Origin of the sequence: Aureicoccus marinus (assembly GCF_002954325.1) — a bacterium.
Classification (GTDB): domain Bacteria; phylum Bacteroidota; class Bacteroidia; order Flavobacteriales; family Flavobacteriaceae; genus Aureicoccus; species Aureicoccus marinus.
The window spans coordinates 200,529-223,690 of record NZ_MQVX01000001.1; the positions used below are offsets into that span (position 1 = coordinate 200,529).

Here is a 23,162-nt window from a genome sequence, read left to right on the forward strand (position 1 = left end):
AATACGATTTTATCTATCCTTTACGTTAAGGAAATGGGGAATGATGATAGCTTACTCTACTACAAGTCAATCCAATAGCTTGCGCGATTGGGGGATGCTCTTGGCCAGCATCGTACTATTTTGTACTCCTCTTCAAGCGCAAAACCTCATTCTAAATCCAGATTTTGAGGACCGCCTCTTTTGTCCCAAAGCGCTCGGAAGTTTTGATCAGGATGTGGAGGGCTGGACCTGTCCTACTCAAGGCAGTACCGACTACTTTCACCGCTGCAGTGAGGTCATGGGAGTGCCTAAAAATTACAACGGAAACCAAGAGGCCTATTCTGGTGACGCCTATGCCGGACTCTACTTTTTTGCTCCTGGAGATTACCGGGAATACCTACAGGCAGAATTGAGCCAAACCCTGGAGCCTGGGCGCAAGTATCATTTTGAAGTCTACGTCAGTTTAGCCGAAAGTGCTGACTTTGCCGTGCGCAAATTTGGCCTGATGTTCAGCGAACAGCGCATACAGATCGAAACAAGGAAATACCTCTCCAAAGGACGTTTGTTAGAGCAGACCGGAAACCGTATCCATACCATGGAGATGGAAATGGATCATATTGACGAGAATCGAGATCGCTGGTTCAAATTGAATATTTCATTTACGGCTAAAGGGTTCGAACGCTACCTGCTGATCGGAAATTTCTATCCGAATAAAGGAACCCAACGCATTAAAACGGAACGCTGGGGAACCAAGCAAGGAGCGTATTACTACGTTGATCGTACAGCGCTTTATGAAGACGGAAACAGCCTGCCCAATTACGAACTGGAAAAGCGCTATCACTTTCCGAAAGTCTATTTTGCCTTTGATTCCGATAAGCTGGATGGAACGGCTAAAGAGAGCCTTAAGGAGATGCAGGCCTTTTTAAAGAAGAACCGGGACTACTACATCATTGTCAGTGGGCATACCGATAGTTTAGGGCAGAGTGAATACAATACCGATCTTTCCCACAGACGTGCCAAATCCATTGCTAAACAGTTGGTCTTGCTGGGTGTAGACCAAGATAGAATCAGACTCGAAAGCTTTGGGAGTGACAAGCCTTTGGCCAATAACCACAGCGAAAAAGGACGTCAAAAAAACCGTCGTGCCGAGTTCAAACTGAGTTTAGTTGAACCCTTTCCACAACGCTAGTTCTAACGTCCTTTGTATTGTAAGGAGTGTTTGGACTACCAGCTAATCGGCAGGCTAACGCGGGTGGTATCCCATCCCATGACTAATTCTACTCCTTTACCACTGTTCTTATAAGCGATAGAGAATTGCTCCAAGGAGCTTGAATCTGAAGAGGCAGAAGCCTGTACACGCACTACATCCGCAGCGCTGTCGTAGAAGTAAGCTCCCCATTGGTTCAGATTCGTATTCAAAATAACGGTCCACTCTCCTTCACCTGGAATGGTGAATAGGGCATATGTTCCCGCTTTTACAGCCTTTCCACCAAATACTACGTCTTGGTAAAAAGTAATCTCAGGTGCCTCGTTAGCCCCTGTTCTCCATACCTTGCCTACTGGGGCCAAATCTGCAAGGGATCTTTTTTCTCCTGTTTTAGGGCTCGTCAGGTTTGGGCGGCTGTAAATGATTCGAACATTTTTGTTTGCTTCCTTGTAACTGGTCGGATAAGAAGCAATATCCGCAGGACTCACATCTGCTTTGCTGAATTTCTGTGCAGAGGCTGTAGCGCTGATAAAAAGGGCTGTAAAAAGTCCGAGTAATAACCGATTGTTCATAGTGATGTCGTTTTTGGTTTACACTGGGCTCCAAAATTAGGGAGCCTTCCTACTTGGTAGTAAAAACGCCTAAAAACTTTCAAGCTGATAGCAGGGAAGGGAAAAAGACCTTAGATATTTAAAATATGTCGTAAAAAACGCTTATAAAAGTTAAAATATGTTATTGATTACTTAATTGCTATTTCATATTGACATATTAAGGCGGTTATTGCATTCAAATTATTAGCTATGTGTGGAATTGTATGTGCATTTGAACCCAAACAGGACGTGAGCGAATTGCGTCCGCAACTTTTGGAAATGGCGAAAAAGCTGCGTCATCGGGGTCCCGACTGGAGTGGAATTTACAGCTGTGAATCTGCCGTAATGGCCCATGAACGTTTGGCTATTGTGGATCCCGCCTCTGGGGGACAACCCCTTTACAGTGCAGATCGGCAGTTGATCCTTGCAGCCAATGGCGAAATATACAATCACCGGGAGTTAAAGGAAGAATTTACTCCGGACTACGACTACCAGACCGCTTCGGATTGCGAAGTGATTCTGGGGCTTTACCAAAAATTTGGTGCCGATATGCTGGACAAGCTCAACGGGATCTTTGGTTTCGCCTTATATGATGAAAGTGAAGACCGTTATTTTATTGCCCGGGATCATATGGGCATTATTCCTCTGTACTATGGCTACGATCAATACGGCACCTACTATGTCGCTTCAGAATTAAAAGCCCTGGAAGGTATTTGCCAGCAGATAGAACTCTTTCCGCCTGGACATTACCTAGATAGTTCTGAGGGCGAGATCAAGCCGTGGTATCAGCGAGATTGGCAGTCTTATGAGGCAGTCAAAGACAACAGCACCAGTATCGAGGATCTACGCATGGCACTCGAAGAGGCGGTACACCGCCAGCTGATGTCTGATGTACCTTATGGCGTGCTGCTTTCCGGAGGATTGGATTCTTCCATTACTTCTGCAGTGGCCAAGAAATATGCCCAAAAGCGTGTAGAGAGCCAGGACACTCAGGAGGCCTGGTGGCCTCGATTGCATTCTTTTTCGGTCGGATTGAAGGGTTCACCGGATTTGGCCGCTGCCCGAAAAGTAGCCGATCACATCGGAACGGTCCACCACGAGATCGAGTTCACCATACAGGAAGGGCTAGATGCGATAAAAGATGTTATTTATCATCTAGAGACCTACGATATCACCACGATTCGCGCCTCGACTCCGATGTACCTCATGGCTCGGGTGATCAAATCCATGGGAATCAAGATGGTGCTCTCTGGCGAGGGTGCCGACGAACTCTTTGGCGGATACCTGTATTTCCATAAGGCGCCCAATGCTCAGGAGTTCCACGAAGAGTTGGTTCGCAAGCTCAGCAAGTTGCATATGTACGATTGTCTGAGGGCCAACAAATCCCTTTCTGCCTGGGGGATTGAGGGCCGAGTTCCTTTCTTGGACAAAGAATTTATGGATGTGGCCATGCGACTGAACCCAAAAGACAAAATGTGCAGTTCAGAGAGAATGGAAAAATGGGTGCTTCGAAAGGCTTTTGAAGAGTATTTACCGGCCGAAGTCGCCTGGAGGCAAAAAGAGCAGTTTTCCGACGGGGTTGGCTACAGTTGGATCGATACCCTCAAAGAAGTGGTAAACCGCGAAGTAAGCGACCAGCAAATGGAGCAGGCGACCTTTCGCTTCCCTTTCCAAACCCCGCAGACCAAAGAAGAGTACTTCTACCGCAGCATCTTTGCCGAGCACTTTCCATCGGCAGCAGCGGCGAAGAGCGTCCCTCAGGAAGCTTCAGTGGCCTGCAGCACCAAAATTGCGCTGGAATGGGATGCCGCATTTAAAAACCAAAATGAGCCCTCAGGAAGGGCTATAGCAGCGGTTCATACCGACGCCTACGAATAGTTTTCTATTAGGGTTGAGTCGAGGGGGTCTGGCCTGGTGCAGGACCCCCTACTCATAGACTTCGGTTATTCACAAGATTTTGTTAATAACTAAGCACTTAAAAACCCTTCAATGCCGCATATTTACTAGCTTTTCGTTATATTTGTGAGATTTGAAAATCGCCAAAATTTAAGGCCTAGCTCATGAGCGAAAACGAGAAAAAGAACAACTACTCCGCAGACAGTATCCAGGCACTGGAAGGAATGGAGCACGTAAGAATGCGTCCGTCCATGTATATCGGTGATGTCGGGACCCGTGGACTGCACCATTTGGTGTACGAGGTGGTCGATAACTCCATCGATGAAGCCCTTGCTGGACACTGTGATACTATTGAAGTCATTATCAACGAAGACAACTCCATTACCACCCGTGATAACGGACGGGGTATTCCGGTAGGTCTTCACAAGAAAGAAGGGGTTTCGGCTCTGGAAGTAGTAATGACCAAGATCGGAGCAGGTGGAAAGTTCGATAAGGACTCCTACAAGGTTTCGGGAGGTCTCCACGGGGTCGGTGTATCCTGTGTGAATGCCCTTTCGAGTCACTTAAAAGCCACGGTCTACCGAGAGGGTAAAATCTGGGAGCAAGAATACGAAAGAGGGAAGACCCTTTACCCGGTAAAAAGCGTAGGGGATACCGATGAAACCGGTACCGTAGTTACCTTCAAGCCGGATCACGAGATTTTTAAGCAAACCACCGAGTACAGTTACGAAACCTTGGCCAATCGTATGCGCGAGTTGGCTTACCTGAACAAGGGGGTGAGTATTACCATGACGGACAAGCGTCAGAAGAATGAAGATGGCAGCTTTGTGGGCGAAACTTTTGTATCTGAAAAGGGACTAGAAGAATTCATCCGATTTCTGGACGAAACCCGAGTACCGATTATTCAGGAGGTTGTCGCTATGGAGGGCGAGAAGAATGGAATTCCGGTCGAAGTAGCCATGATCTACAACGATGGGTTCTCCGAAAACCTGCATTCCTACGTAAATAACATCAACACCCACGAAGGGGGTACCCACCTTTCTGGATTCCGTCGCGGACTCACCACCACCTTGAAGAAGTATGCCGAAGGTTCTGGAATGCTGGACAAGGTCAAATTCGAAATCTCTGGTGATGACTTCCGAGAAGGATTGACTGCCATTGTTTCGGTGAAGGTTGCGGAGCCTCAGTTTGAAGGGCAAACCAAAACCAAGCTGGGTAACCGGGAAGTTACCTCTGCAGTAAGCCAGGCGGTTTCGGAGATGCTCACTGATTATTTGGAAGAGCATCCGGATGATGCAAAGCGCATAGTCGAAAAAGTATTGATCGCTGCTCAGGCCCGCCATGCGGCGGCTAAAGCCCGGGAGATGGTTCAACGCAAAAGCCCCATGGGCGGCGCTGGACTTCCGGGTAAATTAACCGATTGTTCTGAGCAAGATCCAGCCAAATGCGAAGTCTTCCTCGTTGAGGGAGATTCGGCAGGTGGTACGGCCAAGATGGGCCGTAACCGAGAGTTTCAGGCAATTCTGCCGCTTCGAGGTAAAATCCTCAACGTCGAAAAAGCCATGCAACACAAGGTTTTTGAAAACGAGGAAATCCGCAACATTTATACGGCCTTGGGCGTCACCGTAGGAACGGAAGAAGACAGCAAGGCACTCAATCTCGAAAAGCTGAGGTACCACAAGGTGGTGATCATGTGTGATGCGGATGTCGATGGGAGTCACATTGAGACCTTGATTTTGACTTTCTTCTTCCGCTACATGCGCGAGTTGATTGAGAAAGGCCACGTTTATATTGCCACTCCACCGCTTTACTTGGTGAAGAAGGGATCAAAGAAGCGTTACGCCTGGGATGATAAAGAACGCGACTCCATTGTAGAGAGCATGGGTGGTTCCGGAACCAGTATTCAACGCTACAAAGGTCTTGGAGAAATGAACGCCGAGCAATTGTGGGATACCACCATGAATCCTGAGTTTAGAACCCTGCGTCAAGTAACAATAGATAACGCAACAGAAAGCGACCGAATTTTCTCTATGTTGATGGGAGATGAGGTGCCGCCGAGACGCGAGTTTATTGAGAAAAATGCGGTCTATGCCAACATTGATGTCTAGCTAGACGCTTACATAACTGCATTTCACAACAAAAACTCTCCAGCCCCTGGGGAGTTTTTTAGTTTAGAGGAAAACTTACAAAAATGAAACGTATTCTTTGTCTTTTTGCTTTGTGCGCCTCCATGACGACCCAAGCACAGGATTTGAACGATATTTTTATCTCTGGGCTTGAGGATGCAGAACGATTTGCAAACGACTACACAGCACCCGCAGCGGAAGCTTTGATGTTTAATCTGGCCAATGGTTGGTACAATAGCGGACAAGCGAAAAAGCTCGGTGGATTTGAGATTTCAATTGTCGGTAATACGTCCTTTTTCAAGAACATGGACAATAAAACTGGATTTATACTGGATCCAAGTCAATACGAAAATTTAAGATTTAGAGATGGCGACCCTTTGGCTCCACGAAGAGTATCGAGTGCGCTCGGTGATATTGAAGGAGTGTTTGTTGTCGTCGACGACGGTAGCGGTCTTTTCAATGAAGAGTTTGAATTGCCTTCTGGATTGCTGTCTGAAGGAATCAATTTTGTCCCTACTGGGTTTTTGCAGGCCAGCGTTGGACTGATTAAAGGAACCGAAATCAAAGCCCGCTTCGTCCCTAAGATTTCCATTGAGGATGAAGGTGAATTGGGTCTTTTTGGTGTAGGTATCCAGCACGATTTCACTTCTCACTTGCCAGCCGATAAGGTTCTGCCTATCGCCATTTCTGGGGTTATTGGATACACCAATGTCAACTTCAATTACGAGTTTACAGAGAGTAGCGGGGTTACCGGCTCGGATCAACGTGTAGAATCCGATTTTGGCATCTGGACGTTTAGTGCTGTAGCCTCTACCAGGCTTCCGGTCATTAACTTTTACGGAGGATTGAATTACATCAGCGGAAAGGCTGAAAATTCCATATTGGGACAATACACTGTTCAAGAAGGACCTTTTCAAACCACTTACACCGATCCTTTTGTGTTGGAGACCAAAGTCAACGCCGTCTCTGCCAATATCGGAACCAAGTTGAAACTCGGATTTTTCCGCATCAACGTCGACTACAATATTTCTGAATTCAGTACATTAACCGCAGCGGTTAACTTTGGATTCCGTTAGACCTAACCACGATTTTCTTAACTAAATAACTCAACTAGGAACCCCTGTTTCGGCAGGGGTTTTTTTATTCCTTCTCGGCAAATATCTGTCCCGAAGGCATCAGCAATTGTCGAGGGTCTGTCAGGTTATCTAGTCGTACAGAATCCTTAGGAAAGTCTGTTCCATAGTAATCGATCAGGTAGGTATCGCCTTGAAGTTCCCAGGCATAGTCGGTGTAAAAGTGCAAAGAGTTGTTGTGGAATACCTGATATCGACCAAGGTAGACATCATTGAATATCCATTCTTCTTTGACTTGAATCGTCTGAGAGTCGGGGGCTGAGGTTTCAACGCTGCTGCGCACCCAGATGCCTAAAATAGGATCATTGTTTTCGGGTATGCGTGAGCAGTTGATCGCCACAGCCAAGACCAAGAGGCCCAGGAAGGTGTGTCGCCTTTTCATGCGTAAGTAGGTTTTTTCTGATTTGGGACTATTATAACGGCTTAGAAATTTGTTTTGGTATAGATTTTTCGACCAACGGTAAGGTAGCGGCCAAAAGCCCTTATTTTCTTCGGGTTGACAAAATGACTCTGTACATTAATTTTATGTCAAGACCTGCCAATTATCATAGAGTAAATGGGTTAAATCCACTATTTTTGCCCCCGAATAATTGAAAAATACACATCATGAAAGTTACGGTTGTTGGTGCAGGTGCTGTTGGAGCAAGTTGCGCTGAATACATTGCAATGAAGGATTTTGCTTCTGAAGTCGTTCTCCTGGATATCAAGGAAGGATTCGCAGAAGGGAAGGCCATGGATTTAATGCAAACGGCTTCTCTGAATGGATTCGACACGACCATTACAGGAACCACAAACGACTATAGCAAGACAGCCAACTCCGATATCGTGGTGATTACCTCAGGAATTCCACGCAAACCTGGAATGACTCGGGAAGAATTGATCGGGATCAATGCCGGGATTGTCAAAACCGTGAGCCAGAATCTTTTGGAGCACTCTCCGAATACGATTGTCATCGTGGTGAGTAACCCGATGGATACCATGACCTACTTGGTGCACAAAACAACAGGTCTTCCTAAAAACCGCATCATCGGAATGGGTGGTGCCCTTGACAGCGCGCGTTTCAAGTACCGATTGGCTGAAGCCCTTGGTGCTCCAATCTCTGATGTTGATGGAATGGTGATTGGTGGACACAGTGATAAGGGAATGGTTCCATTGATCAACCACGCCGCCAGAAACAGTGTAAAAGTGTCAGAATTCCTAAGCCCAGAGCGCATGCAACAAGTGGTGGAAGACACCAAAGTTGGAGGGGCTACCTTGACCAAATTATTGGGAACCAGTGCCTGGTATGCTCCTGGAGCAGCGGTATCTGGATTGGTTCAGGCGATTGCTATGGATCTTAAAAAGATTTATCCTTGTTCTGCTCTTCTTGAAGGGGAATACGGGCTAAACGATTTGTGCATTGGTGTACCTGTGGTTTTGGGACGCAATGGATTAGAAAAAATCGTTGAAATTGAACTTTCGGAAGCAGAGCAGGCCAAAATGGTCGAAAGTGCAGAGGGAGTAAAGAAGACCAACGGTCTCTTGAACACCTAATTTCATCGAAAATACGAGCTATAAATCCCGCTTCTGGCGGGATTTTTTATTTGGGGGCTGATCCAATTGGGAATTGGTGTTTGAAATGATATATTTGCACGCTGTTTGAAAAAACTTCTATAAACACCAGAATTCATGCAGAGTAAAGGACTCATTAGCTTTTCGCCATTCTTTTCGGTTTGGTAAGTATCTACCAACTCTCTTTTACCTTTATTACCAATAAGCTAGAGAAGGACGCCGATAACTACGCGATCAGCCAAATTTCAGAAGATCAGGAAAACTACCTTAGCCTGCGAGAGGCAGAGGCTGTGAGCTATCTCGACTCGATTGGCAACGACCCTGTTTTGGGTTACACCAGCTACAACGATGCGAAAACAAAGCAGCTGAACAAAGGTCTTGACCTGGAAGGGGGGATCAACGTGACCCTTCAAATTTCTGTAAAAGACATTTTAAAAGGATTATCCAACAACAGCTCCAATCCAGTGTTCCTGCAGGCTTTGGAAGACGCTGACGAAGCTTCTAAGAACAGCCCGGATACCTACCTCGAACTCTTTTTTGATGCTTTTGACGAGAAGAAAGGAACGACCACTTTAGCGTCTCCTGATATTTTCGCCAATAAAGGTCTGGAAGAGGATATCGATTTCGAGATGAGCGATGATGAGGTAAAGCCTATTCTTCGCCGCAAGATTGACGAGTCTGTTGAATCTGCCTTCGAAGTACTTCGCGAGCGTATTGATGGATTCGGGGTAACCCAGCCCAACATTCAGCGGGAAGGGAATTCTGGTCGTATCATCGTCGAGCTTCCTGGAGCGCGTGACGTTAAGCGTGTTTTGACCTTGGTTTCCAGTACTGCCCAATTGGAGTTCTGGGAAACCTACAATCCTCGTCAGGACCAGTTCTTCGGATTTATTGCAGAAGCCAACCAGCGTTTGGCTCAAATCTTGGATCCAAAAGAAGAAACAGAAGAGCAAGAGCCTGAGTCAGAATTGGATTCTCTCTTGACCGATGTAGCAGAAGACTCTTTGGATCTTTCTCAAAGTCAACCGTTGACGGATCTCTTGGACTTCCAAATCGTCGGTTACCAGATCGCCAGAGCACGTATTGCAGATACGGCGACTATTGGAGAATACTTGAGAATGCCTGAGATTCGTTCCTTGCTGCCTGCACAATTAAAATACACCAAGTTCGCCTGGGAGCGTCCAGCGAACGAAGACGTCGAGTTTGTAGGCCTCTACGCCCTCAAGTCTAATCGTTTGGCCATGCCAGCGATGAGTGGTGACGTAGTCGCTGATGCACAGCCAACTTTTGATGAGAGAGGACGTCCAGCCATTAGCTTGAACATGAACGTCAAGGGAGCCCGTGACTGGGAAGAATTGACCGGGATCGCTTACAACAACCAAACCGGGATTGCTATTGTTCTGGATGAAAAAGTATACTGTGCTCCTGGAGTTTCTGAAGGTCCTATTGCCGGAGGGAACGCCCGAATTACAGGAGATAACTTTACTATTGACGAAACCAGTGATATTGCCAACGTACTTCGCGCCGGTAAACTTCCTGCCAAGGCCGAGGTAATTCAATCTGAAGTTGTTGGTCCATCTTTGGGTCAGGAAGCCATCAACAGCGGTTTCAACTCCTTCATCATCGCTATGCTCTTTGTGTTGGCCTGGATGATTTTCTACTACGGACGTGCAGGAGTATTCGCCAACGTGGCTTGGTACTCAACATCCTCTTGATCTTTGGAGTACTCACCAGCTTAAGTGCGGTACTGACCTTGCCTGGTATTGCCGGTATCGTTTTGACTATTGGTATGTCGGTGGATGCGAACGTTTTGATCTTTGAGCGTATTAAGGAAGAAATTGACCGAGGAAAAGGTCGTATGGAGGCGATTAGTGACGGTTTTGGTAACGCCTTGTCTTCTATCCTCGATGCCAACATTACCACCGGTCTTACAGCGATTATCCTTTTCTTGTTCGGATCCGGTCCGATCAAAGGTTTCGCAACAACGCTTTTGATTGGTATTGCGACTTCCTTGTTCACGGCTATCTTCATCACTCGTTTGTTGATTGAGGGCTATTTGAGCAAAAAAGGAAATGTCTTGACCTTCTCAACGGCCATGACCAAGAACCTGTTCAAGAATTTCGATATCAACTTCTTGGGCAAGCGCAAGATCTCTTACATCATCTCTTTCGCCTTGGTTGGAATTAGTGTCTTTGCGCTAAGTACCCGTGGGCTTCAAGAAGGGGTTGATTTTGTCGGAGGTCGTTCGTACCAGATCCGCTTCGAAAAAGCGGTAAATCCAGCCGAGATCTCTTCTGAATTGAATGATATTTTTGGTAGCGGAACCAACGTAAAAACATTCGGTGAAGCCAACCAGATCAAAGTAACGACTCCCTACAAGGTAGATGTTGAAGGTCTGGAAGTGGATGACGAAATTCACGGCAAGCTTTTCCAAGTAATGCAGAAGTTCATGCCTGATGGCAGTACTTTGGAAGACTTTGTAGAGCTGAAAGAAGATAAAACCACCGGTATTCTTTACCGAACCAAAGTGGGTCCAACCATTGCTGATGACATCAAGAACAATGCTTTCTTGGCCATCTTTGGATCTCTCTTGGTGGTATTCTTGTACATTCTCTTGCGTTTTAGCCGCTGGCAGTTCTCCCTTGGAGCCGTTGTGGCGGTATTCCACGATGTGATGATCGTATTGGGAATCTTCTCGTTGACCAGTGCAGTGATGCCTTTTAACATGGAGATCGACCAAGCCTTTATCGCGGCAATCCTGACGGTCATTGGTTACTCGCTCAACGATACCGTGGTTGTATTCGACCGTATTCGTGAGATCGTGAACCTGAAGGGCTGGAAGAATGGAGATCACGTCAATGAGGCTTTGAACAGTACCCTAAGCCGTACGTTGAATACCTCTTTGACTACCTTGATTGTACTCTTGGCCATCTTCGTTTTTGGCGGAGAGAGTCTACGCGGATTCATGTTCGCCATGATCATCGGTATCCTAGTCGGTACCTACTCGTCGCTCTTTATCGCGACGCCGGTCATGTTTGATACCTTGAAGAAAAACATCAAAGACGGTTCTTCAGAATAAGAAGAGCCCTTACTCTACAATATAAGTGTTTGCTATTGATCCCTCCTCGTGAGGGATCAGTTGTATACGGTGGGTTGGTTTCAGCCCTTGCTCCGGATGATGGCTGACATAGATTAGACTAGCATCGGATTCCTTATACATCAGATTGACCAGCTCGACAAAGAGGGCGACTTGCTCTGGATCCAGCCCCCAAGTCGGTTCATCCAGAATAAGCAATGGAGGTTGCTTTAAAAAGGCTCTGGCGGTCATCACTAGGCGTTGTTGCCCTTGAGAAAGATTGCGAAATGCATTCTTGAGGGGGATTTGCAAAAGATCCAGCCATTGGCGGGCGATCCTAAGCTGTCGATCGCTGGGCAATTGATAGAGTCCTACAGAATCGTAATAACCCGACAGCAAGACTTCTAAGGCGTTCTGGTACCCCCCAAAACCTTGAAGCTGAACAGGAGTGAAGTAGCCGATATGGGATTTGATCTCCCAGACACTTTCGCCACTGCCTCGCTTTCGCCCAAAGAGGGAATAGGGTTGGCCGTAGCCCTGGGGATTGTCTCCGGTAATCAGGCTGATGAGACTGCTTTTTCCGCTTCCATTGGGTCCGCTGAGTTCCCAGAACTCATGTGTCTTAACCCGCCAGTGAATATCCTGGAGAATGCATCGGTTGCCGTAATGCAGCTCCAAGCCCTTCATCTCGATCAGGCTGTCGAATTGCTGTGGTACTTTTTGTTCAGCAAATTCGGGCAGGCCCTTTGCCTGTATGGCGTTGGCAAATTCCGTAGATCGGGCTTTATTTTGGTGCGGGGCCAGTTGGCGATACCTCAGATCAAAATCCAACTCTTCTGCCGTCCAAGGCAACAGAAAATCGGGGCGGTGGAGAACCTGGATAATCCAGCATTGGGACGAAAGCTTGTGAAGTTCTTCCAGAAAATATGCACGATTAGCAGGGTCCAGGCTTTCTAATGGACTGACCAATAGTAAAACCTCCGGGGCTTCTTGGATCAGCTGTGAGAAAAGAGCTCTTCGTTTTTCACCACTGCTTAAATGACTGAAGTGTTTGTTTTGTGAAAGACCACTGTTTCCGTGACGACTTTCGTTCAGGAGAAAGCGATCAATAGCTCTTTCCGAGAATTCTGACCATCCTAGAGAAGAAAGACTGGGATAAGCGGATTGAAGGGTCTTTTTAAGCTCGTCGAGGAGCTCCGCTTCACTGGGATTTCCCAGAGGGTAAATCGCTAGGGTTTTGGGCTGATTCACTTGGTTTTAGTGAACTCCATTCGATCGCCAACCTGCATGCCTAAAGCATCGGCTTGTCCACCGTTGATCTCAAAAACGTATTGGGCAGGGCCCTCAGACGGTAAGGAAGATTCATCCAGTGGCTTGGCATTCTTTTGAAAGGAAATGATTTTTTTTTCCGCATTCAGGTAAATGATGTCCAGAGAGATTTCGGTATTCTTCATGTAGAAGTAACGCGGCTGTTCTTCAGGGAAAATAAAGAGCATGCCTCGATTGGATCGCAAGCTCTTACGGTACATCATACCGGTCTGAATTTCGTAATCGTTGTCGGCAATTTCAATCTCGAAATCAGCATAAGGCTGTTCGGTAGAATCTTTGAACATCTTGAGCTGACCTTCCACGGCGAACTGAACATCAGAAGAAGTGTTGATGGTCTTCTGGTCCTTTTCTCCACAAGCAATAGTGAGCAGGATAAGCGCTCCAGCGAGAAAAGAGGATACATGTGATTTGTAGGTGGCCATAGCTCGATTATTGGCGGATACTGACTCCCGGCTTGGGACGGAACATCAAGTAAAGTCCAAAGAGTACAAAAGGAATACTGAGGTACTGCCCTGTAGAAAGCGAATCACCGATGGCGGTCTCAAAGCCTCCCTGGCTTTTCTTGTAGAATTCTAAAACAAAACGGATGGTCCACATACCCACCAGCCAAAAACCAAATAAATATCCTGGTTTATCGCGTTTGGAGGTGTTGTAGATTCCGAAGTACATAACAATAAAAAGAATCACGTACCCTACGGCCTCATACATCTGAACCGGATGGCGGAAGGGAATAGCGGCCAATTGATCCGCAAATTCAGGCTTGTTTTCCAGGGCTTTATAGGCTGCACTAGCTGTCTTTTCTTTGGTGATGGCCATGGCCTTGTAGGCCGGCATGTCCGAGGAGTCTCGAATAAATCGGGTGGCCAATGCGAAACCTTCATCGACTTCCTTCCCGTTGATTTCCGAATTAAAGAAGTTACCTATTCTCACGAAGGCGGCTCCAATCACGCTCACGATACCAATGCGGTCCAGAATCCACCAGAATTTGATGTCTTCGAATTTTCTGGAATACAGATAAATACCAATGACACCCGCGATGGCTGCTCCATGACTGGCCAAGCCGGTAAATCCAGTAAATTCATAACCGTTGATCAAGCCGAACAATCGCCCATCTTGGCTACCGCGAATCGGAAGCAGGATTTCGATGAGGTTGTTTTGATAGTATCCCCAGTCGTAAAAAAACACATGACCAAGGCGGGCACCCAACATGATGGAAACCACAGCGTATACAAACAGGGAATCTAGTTTATCCTGGGAACGACCTTCTTTTTTGAAGATCTCTTTCATGAGGTACCAGCCCACAATAAAGGCTGCAATCCACAAAAGATTGTAGTATTTGATCTGGATAAACCCTAGGGTGAAAAGGGTGTCGTCCGGGTTCCAGTTGATTCCAAGAAATACCATGGTTGAGCTTTTTGGCTAAAATAAGGAAAAACCCCAGCCAGAGCAGGAAAATTTAGCTCATCGACTCAAGTTTCACTTTTTCTTGTGAGATCGGGAATCAGGGTACAGGATCATGCCCGTGTCCACCCCAGGGGTGACAGCTAAAAATCCGTTTGATTCCCAGCCAACCTCCTTTAAAAAGTCCATACTTTTTAAGGGCTTCCAGGGTGTATTGCGAACAAGTAGGGGAGTAGCGGCAGGTGGCCGGGGTGTAAGGCGAAATACCGTACTGGTAAAAGCGAACTAACGCTATGAACGGGAGGCTAAACCAATACGAGAGCCCGCGTTTTTTCATTCTACACTATAGGTGGTTCCTTCTTTCCCGTCCTTGAGTTGCACGCCCAGGTTGGCCAACTCATCTCGAATTCGGTCTGATGTGGCAAAGTCCCGGTCACCTCTTGCCTGCGTTCTCAAGTCGATCAAAAGTTGGATAGCTCCATCCAGAGCCTTGTTATTTCCACTTTGTTGTTGAGGAGCTAAAAGCCCGAGAACATCAAAGATAAAGGCTTTGAAAAGTCGCTTGAATTCTTCTAAGTCGGAAGCGTTCAAAGACATTTTACCTTCTTGTGCCTGGTTGACAAACTTGACACCGTCAAAAAGGTGGGCAATCAGTATAGGCGTGTTGAAGTCATCTCCCATCGCCTTGTAGCAATTGGCTGCCCAAGCTTTTAAATCAAAGTCGCTGTTTTTACCAGCGTCTAGGGTTTCCAATCTTTTAAGTCCATCCATCAAGCGCAAATACCCTTTTTCAGAGGCTTGTAAGGCGGATTCACTGATGTCCAAAATACTGGTATAGTGGGCCTGTAGCATGAAGAAACGAACTACCGAAGGACTGTAGGCCCTAGTCAGTAAAGGGCTGCTGCCATTGAAGATCTCGTTCGGATAAATGTTGTTGCCCGTCGACTTCGACATTTTTTTACCGTTCAGCGTCAGCATATTGGCGTGGAGCCAGTAACGCACTGGGGTTTCCCCATTGCAAGCTTCCGCCTGGGCGATTTCACATTCGTGGTGTGGGAACTTGAGGTCCATTCCACCCCCGTGAATATCGAACTGTTTTCCGAGGTATTTGGTGCTCATCGCAGTACACTCCAGGTGCCATCCCGGGAAGCCATCCCCCCAGGGTGAAGGCCAACGCATGATGTGCTGAGGCTCTGCCTTTTTCCAAAGGGCAAAGTCCTGCGGTGCTTTTTTCTCGCTTTGGGCCGTTAACTCACGGGTATTCGCAATCATATCTTCCAGCTTGCGACCGCTGAGTTTACCGTATTCTCTGTCTTCGTTGAATTTGATCACATCGAAGTAGACCGAACCATTTTGTACGTAGGCATAGCCGGCATCGATAATTTCTTTGATCAGTTCAATCTGTTCAATGATGTGCCCGGTAGCTGTCGGTTCTATACTGGGCGGCAAAAAGTTCAGTCTTTCCAGGGTTTGGTGAAAGTCTACGGTATAGCGCTGCACCACCTCCATGGGCTCAAGCTGCTCCAGTTTGGCCTTTTTGGCAATTTTATCTTCCCCTTCGTCGGCATCGTTTTCCAGGTGCCCCGCATCGGTAATGTTTCTGACATAGCGCACTTTGTACCCCAGGTGACGGAAGTACCGGAATATCATGTCAAAAGACAAGAAGGTACGGCAGTTCCCCAAGTGGACATTGCTGTATACGGTGGGTCCGCAGACATACATGCCCAAATAACCCTCTTTAAGAGGAAGGAGTTCTTCTTTTTTTCCGCTTAGCGAATTGGTGACGTAAATCGGGTGTTGTTGGTAAAGTGGAGCCATGCTCTAATGAAAGTCCGTATCTAATTTGATGTAGTCCAAAAACGCACGTTGTTTAGCCTCTTCTTTAAAGACCCCACCGTATTCCGCGGTTACCGTGCTGCTCTCAATATCGCGAATTCCACGTGAATTGACGCAGAGGTGCTTCGCATCGATGACACAAGCCACATCTTCTGTTCCTAGTACGGCCTGCATCTCTTTGACGATTTGCATGGTCAAACGCTCCTGAACCTGAGGACGTTTAGCAAAATAGTCAACAATACGGTTCATTTTAGACAGCCCAACTACGGTCCCATTCGAAATATAGGCGATATGTGCCTTCCCGACAATGGGTAGCAAATGGTGTTCGCAAGTAGAGTAGAGCGTGATGTTCTTTTCTACCAACATCTCCCCGTACTTGTACTTGTTATCAAAAGTTGAGGAGGTGGGTTTGCGGTCGGGATGAAGTCCTCCAAAGATCTCCTTGACAAACATCTTGGCCACCCGTTTAGGTGTGCCTTTGATGCTGTCGTCTTCCAGATCCATACCGAGTGTCCACAAAATGTCTTTTACATTCTCCTGGATACGGTCCATTTTTTCTTGATCAGAAAGCGCAAAGGCGTCTCTTCTCAAGGGAGTATCCTGAGCGCTACTCAGATGATCTTCTTCGTTTTCTTCCCAGCGTTGGTCGATGTGTTCATCGATTTTCATAAGGCTAAATCAGGGGGCAAAGATATACATTAATAGGCGATTAACATCTCCAAACCCCCGGTTGACAACATAAATTCTTGTTAAGCCGGACTCCGTTATATTTTTACAACTACCAAATCTACAGCTACTTATGAAGGGGCAATTCTTCTTTGTCGTCGTTTTATTTTTCTCTGGCCATATTCTGCAGGCGCAGATTTCGGCAGATTGCTCGACGGCCATCCCCATATGTTCCAATACACCGATCAATTCAGGTACCGATGGATACGCTTCTGATGACTTTAATGGAGCGGCCAGCAGTGGCTGTTTAGAACAAACCACTACAGGCGCCATTGAGTCCAATTCGGCCTGGTACCGTTTTCGTGTAGGTGCATCCGGTCAATTGGGTTTCAATATCATGCACGACCCTTCGGAGGACTGGGATTTTGCGCTGTACCAGACCAATGATTGCACTCAACTCGGTGAGCCTGTACGTTGTAATTTCTTCGATAACCGGGATCAGAACAGTTATATCGGGGTAGGCGAAGACCCTACCGGAGATAATCTAACCGTGCAATACGAGGACTGGATCCAGGTAGAGGCGGGACAGGAATATTATTTACTGATCAACAACTTTAGTAAGCTAAACTCCGGTTTTTCTATCCAATTCTCTGGACAAATCTTCTTGGACTTTCCGGATACCGCCTTGGACTGTTCCATCGTGGATAACCTCCTAGGACCGGGACAGATCTTATGCGAGAACGGAACGACTGAACTCAATGCGTCTACCATGGGCGCCCTGGGATACCAATGGTATGCCGACTTTGGAACTGGATTTGAACTGCTTCACGGGGAGGACAAACCCCGCTATACTGTTCTTCAGGCCGGATTATACCGGGTTGTGGTGGATTTGCCAGAAAATACGAACCGGGTGAGTGATGTTCAGATTGAGTATACCGAGATACCGAATTCCTTTCCCATAGAAGACCAGGGCTATTGTTTACCCCTCGGGGAGGAGGTCTTTTTCGACTTATCCGCTTTGGATTCTCAAGCATTGGGCAGTCAGGACCCTAGTCAGTTTCGGGTAAGCTATCACCATTCCCAGCAGGACGCCGACTTGGGTGTTGGAGCCTTACCCTTGCAGTACCAGACCCCCCCGGGAACAGAAGTGGTTTATGCCCGGGTGAGTTCTCGACTGAATCCAGATTGTTATGACGCTTCACATCACTTTCAACTCAGTGCCCTGTCTGAGCCACTTTTTGACTTTCCTTTAGAGGTGTCCATATGCGGGAATGATCCGGGTGTACTTATTGGCGAAGACAACCCTAACCCAGCCTATTCTTATGAATGGAGTACGGGAGATAGGGGCCCAGAATTGTGGGTCGAAAACCCCGGAGACTATGAATTGACCATTACCAATAACTTTGGATCGTCCAGTTGCAGTAGCACAAGGATCGTTCGTGTACAAGCGGTTCAAGTGCCCGTGATTAAAGAAATTCAGATTGATGATTTGCAGGCCTTAAGCACGGTTACCGTGGTGATGGACCAACCGGGTAATTTTAGGTACCAGTTGGACGGAGGACCTTTTCAGCCGGGCTTCCGATTTACGGGAGTTCGCCCTGGTGTACATCGATTGGTTATTCAGGATGAGCAGGGTTGTATCAGCATTGACGAAGAAATTGTCGTCATTGGATTTCCTGCGTTATTTACACCCAACGGAGATATACAAAATGAAACCTGGCATATCGTAGGGCTCGATTATCTGGAAGATCCAATCGTATCCATTTTTGACCGCAACGGTCGTCTTCTTCAAACAGTCACGGCCAATTCTGGCGGCTGGGACGGTACTTACCAAGGTCAACCCTTGCCTCGTGATGATTATTGGTTTCGATTGACTTACCGCGATACCCGAGGTAACCGAAGCGAAGCCAAGTATTTGCGTACTCATTTCGCTCTTGTACGCTAAAATCTCTTTTTTGAGGTGTACGGTCATTGATCGAAAAGTCAGGAACTCTTCCATAGTTGAATAATAAAGTAGAGGAAAGTACAGTTATAGGTGTTGTATTATTGCGGAACAAAAATTAGCCCAAATCCCAATGAGAACACTGTATCGTGCTAGTTGTTGCTTCATATTCCTCCTGCTGCCCTTCCTGGTACAGGGGCAAAATTCTCCCGATTGTTTTACTCCCATTCCGATTTGTGCTGATGCCCCCTACGCCGGGCTAGCCGATGGCGGTGGTGCGGACGATTTTGATCCCAATGTGATCACTCAAATTGGCTGTTTGGAAAAGGGGAGTAGTAACAACGCCAATATCGAGAACAACTCTTCCTGGTATGTGTTTCGAGCTTCCCAAGACGGTATGATTGGTTTTGATATCGAAGCCCTCAGTAATTCTGCTGACTGGGATTTTGCGGTCTTTGGGCCGGATGTACAATGCACCGATATCAGTAACGGGAGTGTGCAGCCCATTCGATGTAATTACGAAGCCAATGTCACCGGCTATACGGGCCTGGGGACCAACCCCATCAGCGGACAAAACGGAGCGCCCAATGTGACCGGAAGTCAAAACACCTATGACGAAATGATTCAGGTTACGGCAGGGGAAGTGTATTACCTCTTCATCAACAACTACAACACCAACTTTAACGGGGATCCAGAGCCTTATGAACTGACTTTCACCGGTCCCTTGGTCGATAACGACCCCGCAACAGCTTTGGACTGTACCATCCGAGATGAGTTTTTAGGCCTGAACGATATTATTCGCTGTGAAGGAGATCCCGATGTGGTTCTTTCGGCCGCTAGCAGCCCTGCTGGGCCCAATGTAGTTAACTACACCTGGACACGGGATAACGAAGACGACGGTTTCATTGATGAAGTACTCCTTACAGGAATAAATGCTTCTGAGTTGACTGTAGTTTCACCCGAATCAGGCCGCTATTTTGTCTCTATCGAAACGACTACCGGCGAAATTATTTCGGATGACATTCTCATTACCTGGTACGGGGCTCCTCAGCTCAATCCGATCCGGGGTGTGGAAGTATTGGACGATTACCTCAATGGAGATTTGGATACCTATTCGATCCAGGTTAATGTAGTAGGAACAGGAGATTATGAGTACCGCTTAAACGACGGAGAATTTCAAGATGACCCCGTTTTCTTGGATGTGCCTGCCGGCTTGAACAATTTGGTGATCAACGATAAGAATGGATGTGGATCGACAACGACAGAAGTCTATGTGCTTGGTTATCCGCGGTTCTTTACTCCGGACGGAACAGGAACTCCTGAGACTGAGCGCTGGAATTTGAGAGGGATAGATCCTAACTTTCCTTTTGCGTACCGCCTCTACATCTACGATCGCTACGGTAAGCTGTTAAAGCAACTGAACGAAGGTTCTGTGGGCTGGGATGGTATTTTCAATGGCCGACCCCTGCCGGCTACGGATTATTGGTTCCGAGTCGATTTTGAACGGGATGAATCAGGCACCATCGTCGCTATGTCTTCCCGCTCACATTTTACGCTAAAGCGTTAGATAAAGCATTAAAAAAGCCCGGTCAAACCGGGCTTTTTCTATTTAGAATTTTAAGGTGTAGCTCAAGACGACATTCGTTACACTCTGATCGTTTAAGGAGGAGTTGGTACTCCCAGAGTCAAAGAAGAATTCATTGACCATTCTTTGGGAGTGACTGACCGCAAGATCGATACGGCTGTCGTCAAAGGAGAAGCCGAGTCCACCACTGTAGGCTTCTAGATCTCCAATAAAGTCACTGCTCTCGTACGGGCTTTCTTCCAATCGGTAACCACCTCGTAGACTGATGTTGTTAAAACGCCATTCCCCTCCAATACGAAAGCTCTGAGCGACCCCAAGCTGATCTGTGATCAATTGGTTTTCGGCGGCAAATGAAGGATCCGAATTGGGTCTCAATTCCGCAGTAGAGAAGTCTTGGTATCCATAATCAAAACTCAAAAGCCCTTGCTTTCCGAAAACCAAAGCTGCACTTCCAGTTACTTTAGAAGGGGTTTTGATTCGGTGCTCGTCAAAGAAATTCAAGACATTGAAGTTGATAAAACGGATATCCGAATCAGCCAAGTCTGAGTTTATACGTTGAGCTGTATCGTCCGTTAAGCGGTACCAAGTAGGAGACTGAAAACTACCGCCAATTCGAAGAACATCTCCCAACCGAGCAATAGCGCCAACACTAAAGGAGAAACCTGTTCCTTGGGTACGCAGAAAATTGTCAAAGTCTACAAAACTGATTCCTGAACCGGTGTCGTAACCGCTCTCTGAAAAGAAGGTAGTCCGCTCATAGAAAATCGAGTGAAAGTTCAGGGAGGCTCCAATATTCAAAACGTTCTCGTATTGCCCTGAGGCGTTCACCGTTATGCGGCTGTTGTAGCCATTGGTGGCTTGCAGGTAGTCCTGGTTAACACTGCTGTAACTCGCGTTGGAGACATAGGTTGTTCCGTTTTCGTTACTGGCATCCGTCGGATCAATGACCCCACCAAAATACCCCAGGAAGGCCTGCTGACTTCCAAATCCTAGATCACGCCCTACGTTGAGGTATCCTTCTTCCAGAAGTTCACCATCGCGTAGTAAAAGATCCCCGAAAGGAACCCCATTGGCAAAATTTTGGAAGTAATTGTCAATTCCTTCCTCGCTGCTGCCAATCGCTCTGTATTCGTTGTCAAAATCCTGTACCTGATCGTAGTTAATTGCCAGCGCCACTTTTCTCCAGGGTCCATTATTGCGGTAGACAAAGACGGCTCCTGCCTGATTTAAATCGATGCTGTTAAAAGGGTTAGACGTCAGCGTTCCTCCATAAGAGACATCGTTTTGGATGTTGAAGTAATTGCCCGTGATCACAAACTGATCTTCGGAAAAAACCGAAGAACCAGCAGGATTGACATTCAGGCCTGAAAGGTCTCCGCCTAGTGCTCCGAAGGCTCCTGCCATACTGTGATAGCGTGCTGTTCCTTTGATGTCTTCTAAGCTGTAGCGAAGCACATCGTCAATTGTTTGCGCCTGGATAAAGGCAAAGCCAGCCAGGAGCAATCCTAGTGATAGTATACTCTTTTTCATGGGATGAATTGCTTGGATAATTTGAATTTAGTCTGCCCGAGAATTAGTTTCTTCTTCCGCTAGATCGGCCTCCGCCACCTGAAGAGCGACTGCTCGATCTGCTGCTTGAACTTCTCGCGCTTGAACGGCTGCTCGATCTGCTGCTCGAGCTGCGTGCACTGGATCTGCTTGAACTGCGTCCACTGCTGTATCCAGACGAACTTCTTCTCGATCCGGAGGAAGTTCTCGTTCCTGAAGAGCGAGTAGAACCAGACCCACTGCGATAACCGGAACTTCTGCTAGAACCAGAAGAACTTCTTCGGTATCCACTGTTGCCTGAGCTTCTTGTTGAACTGTTGCCGTAGCTTCTTCGTGTCCCGGAACTTCTGCTGTATGAATTGCTTCTACCTGAACGGGTGTTGCTATAGGTGCGCCCTGTAGCCCGAGTCGTACGGTTCGAACGGTATTGTTGATTCCGTGCGTAAGCGCTCATACGCGAACTCCGTGTTGTGCCATTAGAACGTACGCTTCTTGCGCTACTTGACGTAGTCAAATTAGAACGTCCTCGAAGCGAATTGGCTGCGATTGCGGTATTGGAATATCCGCGACGCCCTCCGTTGCGGCCCCAGTTGTAGCCACGGGTGTAGTAGTTCGGATGTCCCCAGCGATTGTTCCAGCCCCAGCCGCGGCCCCAGCCCCAACCGGCCCAGCCCCAGCCTGCATTCCAACCCCATCCGGGACCCCAGCCGTTCCAGCCCCAGGAGTTCCAACCCCAGCCGCCCCAGCCCCAGGAGTTCCAACCCCATCCGGGACCCCAGCCGTTCCAGCCCCATCCGGCATTCCAGCCCCAGCCGCCTCCCCAAAAGGGATCGATCCAGCCACCATTCCAGCCCCATCCGTTGTCGTAGACATTGATGACGACCTGGCTTCCATTGTCTCCCCAGCTTCCGAATCCGTCGTAAGCTTCTGGAGCAAAATAAGTGGTATCACGGGCGAATTGCGTACTGTCCTGAATAGAGTTGCTCGAATAACTATCCGGGTCGGTGAATATTTCGCTTTCTAAAATTTCGTTGTACTGATCTGCTTTTTGTCCGAAGTAGTCTCCGTACAAATTGTTCTGAAGGTCCTCAGCAGCCACGCCCTCACCCGTTTTAACCTGAACTTGTCGATCACCTCTTCGGGTACCGTAAATACCATCGTCTTCGTAATCGGAAACCTGTTCATAGGTGACGCAAGACGAAAGACCCAAAAAGAGAAGACAAAGAAGAAGGAGTGGATGATTTTGGCGGCGGAGTAATTTCAGATACATCATAGATTCTTTTATTGTTGAACTACC

17 protein-coding genes and 1 pseudogene are annotated in these 23,162 nt (G+C 47.3%); 8 read left to right on the top strand and 10 right to left on the bottom strand.

The window, feature by feature from the left end; all coding sequences use genetic code 11:
- Positions 1-40 precede the first annotated feature (40 nt).
- Complete coding sequence (locus tag BST99_RS01000) at positions 41-1,168, top strand: OmpA family protein (protein WP_105000146.1); 1,128 nt, start codon at positions 41-43, stop codon at positions 1,166-1,168.
- A 35-nt stretch (positions 1,169-1,203) separates the two neighbouring features.
- Here the strand turns inward: BST99_RS01000 and BST99_RS01005 are convergent, their stop codons facing one another.
- On the bottom strand, positions 1,204-1,758 hold the full coding sequence (locus BST99_RS01005) for a DUF2911 domain-containing protein (protein ID WP_105000147.1): 555 nt from the start codon (positions 1,756-1,758) through the stop codon (positions 1,204-1,206).
- A 228-nt stretch (positions 1,759-1,986) separates the two neighbouring features.
- On the opposite strand from BST99_RS01005, the gene asnB reads away from it, so the two are divergent.
- The 3 genes from asnB to BST99_RS01020 all read left to right on the top strand — a co-directional run bounded on the left by asnB (position 1,987) and on the right by BST99_RS01020 (position 6,874).
- Positions 1,987-3,654: an asparagine synthase B gene (gene asnB / locus BST99_RS01010; RefSeq protein WP_105000148.1), complete on the top strand. Its 1,668-nt coding sequence runs from the start codon at positions 1,987-1,989 to the stop codon at positions 3,652-3,654.
- A gap of 182 nt (positions 3,655-3,836) precedes the next feature.
- Positions 3,837-5,780 (top strand): DNA topoisomerase (ATP-hydrolyzing) subunit B, encoded by a 1,944-nt coding sequence (gene gyrB / locus BST99_RS01015; RefSeq protein WP_105000149.1) that lies wholly within the window; start codon positions 3,837-3,839, stop codon positions 5,778-5,780.
- An 83-nt stretch (positions 5,781-5,863) separates the two neighbouring features.
- The gene (locus BST99_RS01020) at positions 5,864-6,874 is read left to right on the top strand and encodes a DUF6588 family protein (protein WP_105000150.1); all 1,011 of its coding nucleotides are present in this window, start codon (positions 5,864-5,866) and stop codon (positions 6,872-6,874) included.
- 64 nt (positions 6,875-6,938) lie between these two features.
- Here BST99_RS01020 and BST99_RS01025 read toward each other — a convergent pair whose 3' ends face one another.
- On the bottom strand, positions 6,939-7,313 hold the full coding sequence (locus BST99_RS01025) for a hypothetical protein (protein ID WP_105000151.1): 375 nt from the start codon (positions 7,311-7,313) through the stop codon (positions 6,939-6,941).
- A 224-nt stretch (positions 7,314-7,537) separates the two neighbouring features.
- Between BST99_RS01025 and mdh the strand changes: the two genes are divergently transcribed.
- Positions 7,538-8,464: a malate dehydrogenase gene (gene mdh / locus BST99_RS01030; protein ID WP_105000152.1), complete on the top strand. Its 927-nt coding sequence runs from the start codon at positions 7,538-7,540 to the stop codon at positions 8,462-8,464.
- A gap of 135 nt (positions 8,465-8,599) precedes the next feature.
- Positions 8,600-11,561: pseudogene (gene secDF, locus BST99_RS01035) on the top strand (protein translocase subunit SecDF).
- 9 nt (positions 11,562-11,570) lie between these two features.
- Here secDF and BST99_RS01040 read toward each other — a convergent pair.
- From BST99_RS01040 to folE, 6 genes are all read right to left on the bottom strand, one after another.
- Positions 11,571-12,809 (bottom strand): ATP-binding cassette domain-containing protein, encoded by a 1,239-nt coding sequence (locus tag BST99_RS01040; RefSeq protein ID WP_105000153.1) that lies wholly within the window; start codon positions 12,807-12,809, stop codon positions 11,571-11,573.
- Positions 12,806-13,309 (bottom strand): DUF192 domain-containing protein, encoded by a 504-nt coding sequence (locus tag BST99_RS01045; RefSeq protein WP_105000154.1) that lies wholly within the window; start codon positions 13,307-13,309, stop codon positions 12,806-12,808. Before BST99_RS01045 ends, BST99_RS01040 begins: the two co-directional genes overlap by 4 nt.
- 7 nt (positions 13,310-13,316) lie before the next feature.
- On the bottom strand, positions 13,317-14,291 hold the full coding sequence (gene lgt, locus BST99_RS01050; protein ID WP_105000155.1) for a prolipoprotein diacylglyceryl transferase: 975 nt from the start codon (positions 14,289-14,291) through the stop codon (positions 13,317-13,319).
- A 97-nt stretch (positions 14,292-14,388) separates the two neighbouring features.
- On the bottom strand, positions 14,389-14,625 hold the full coding sequence (gene yidD, locus BST99_RS01055) for a membrane protein insertion efficiency factor YidD (protein ID WP_105000156.1): 237 nt from the start codon (positions 14,623-14,625) through the stop codon (positions 14,389-14,391).
- Complete coding sequence (gene cysS, locus BST99_RS01060) at positions 14,622-16,106, bottom strand: cysteine--tRNA ligase (protein ID WP_105000157.1); 1,485 nt, start codon at positions 16,104-16,106, stop codon at positions 14,622-14,624. Before cysS ends, yidD begins: the two co-directional genes overlap by 4 nt.
- A 3-nt stretch (positions 16,107-16,109) precedes the next feature.
- Entirely contained in the window at positions 16,110-16,793 is a 684-nt protein-coding gene (folE, locus tag BST99_RS01065; RefSeq protein ID WP_105000158.1) for a GTP cyclohydrolase I FolE, read from the bottom strand.
- A gap of 130 nt (positions 16,794-16,923) precedes the next feature.
- Here folE and BST99_RS01070 point away from each other — a divergent pair, with 130 nt between their 5' ends.
- Together BST99_RS01070 and BST99_RS01075 are read left to right on the top strand one after the other, a co-directional pair.
- Entirely contained in the window at positions 16,924-18,735 is a 1,812-nt protein-coding gene (locus BST99_RS01070; protein WP_105000159.1) for a T9SS type B sorting domain-containing protein, read from the top strand.
- 130 nt (positions 18,736-18,865) lie between these two features.
- On the top strand, positions 18,866-20,299 hold the full coding sequence (locus tag BST99_RS01075) for a T9SS type B sorting domain-containing protein (RefSeq protein WP_105000160.1): 1,434 nt from the start codon (positions 18,866-18,868) through the stop codon (positions 20,297-20,299).
- Between the two features lie 42 nt (positions 20,300-20,341).
- Here the strand turns inward: BST99_RS01075 and BST99_RS01080 are convergent, their stop codons facing one another.
- Both BST99_RS01080 and BST99_RS14755 read right to left on the bottom strand, forming a co-directional pair.
- Positions 20,342-21,847, bottom strand: coding sequence for an OmpP1/FadL family transporter (locus BST99_RS01080; RefSeq protein ID WP_105000161.1), 1,506 nt, complete (start codon positions 21,845-21,847; stop codon positions 20,342-20,344).
- A 43-nt stretch (positions 21,848-21,890) separates the two neighbouring features.
- Positions 21,891-23,138, bottom strand: a complete 1,248-nt coding sequence (locus BST99_RS14755) for a hypothetical protein (RefSeq protein WP_262494640.1) — start codon at positions 23,136-23,138, stop codon at positions 21,891-21,893.
- Positions 23,139-23,162: the final 24 nt, after the last annotated feature.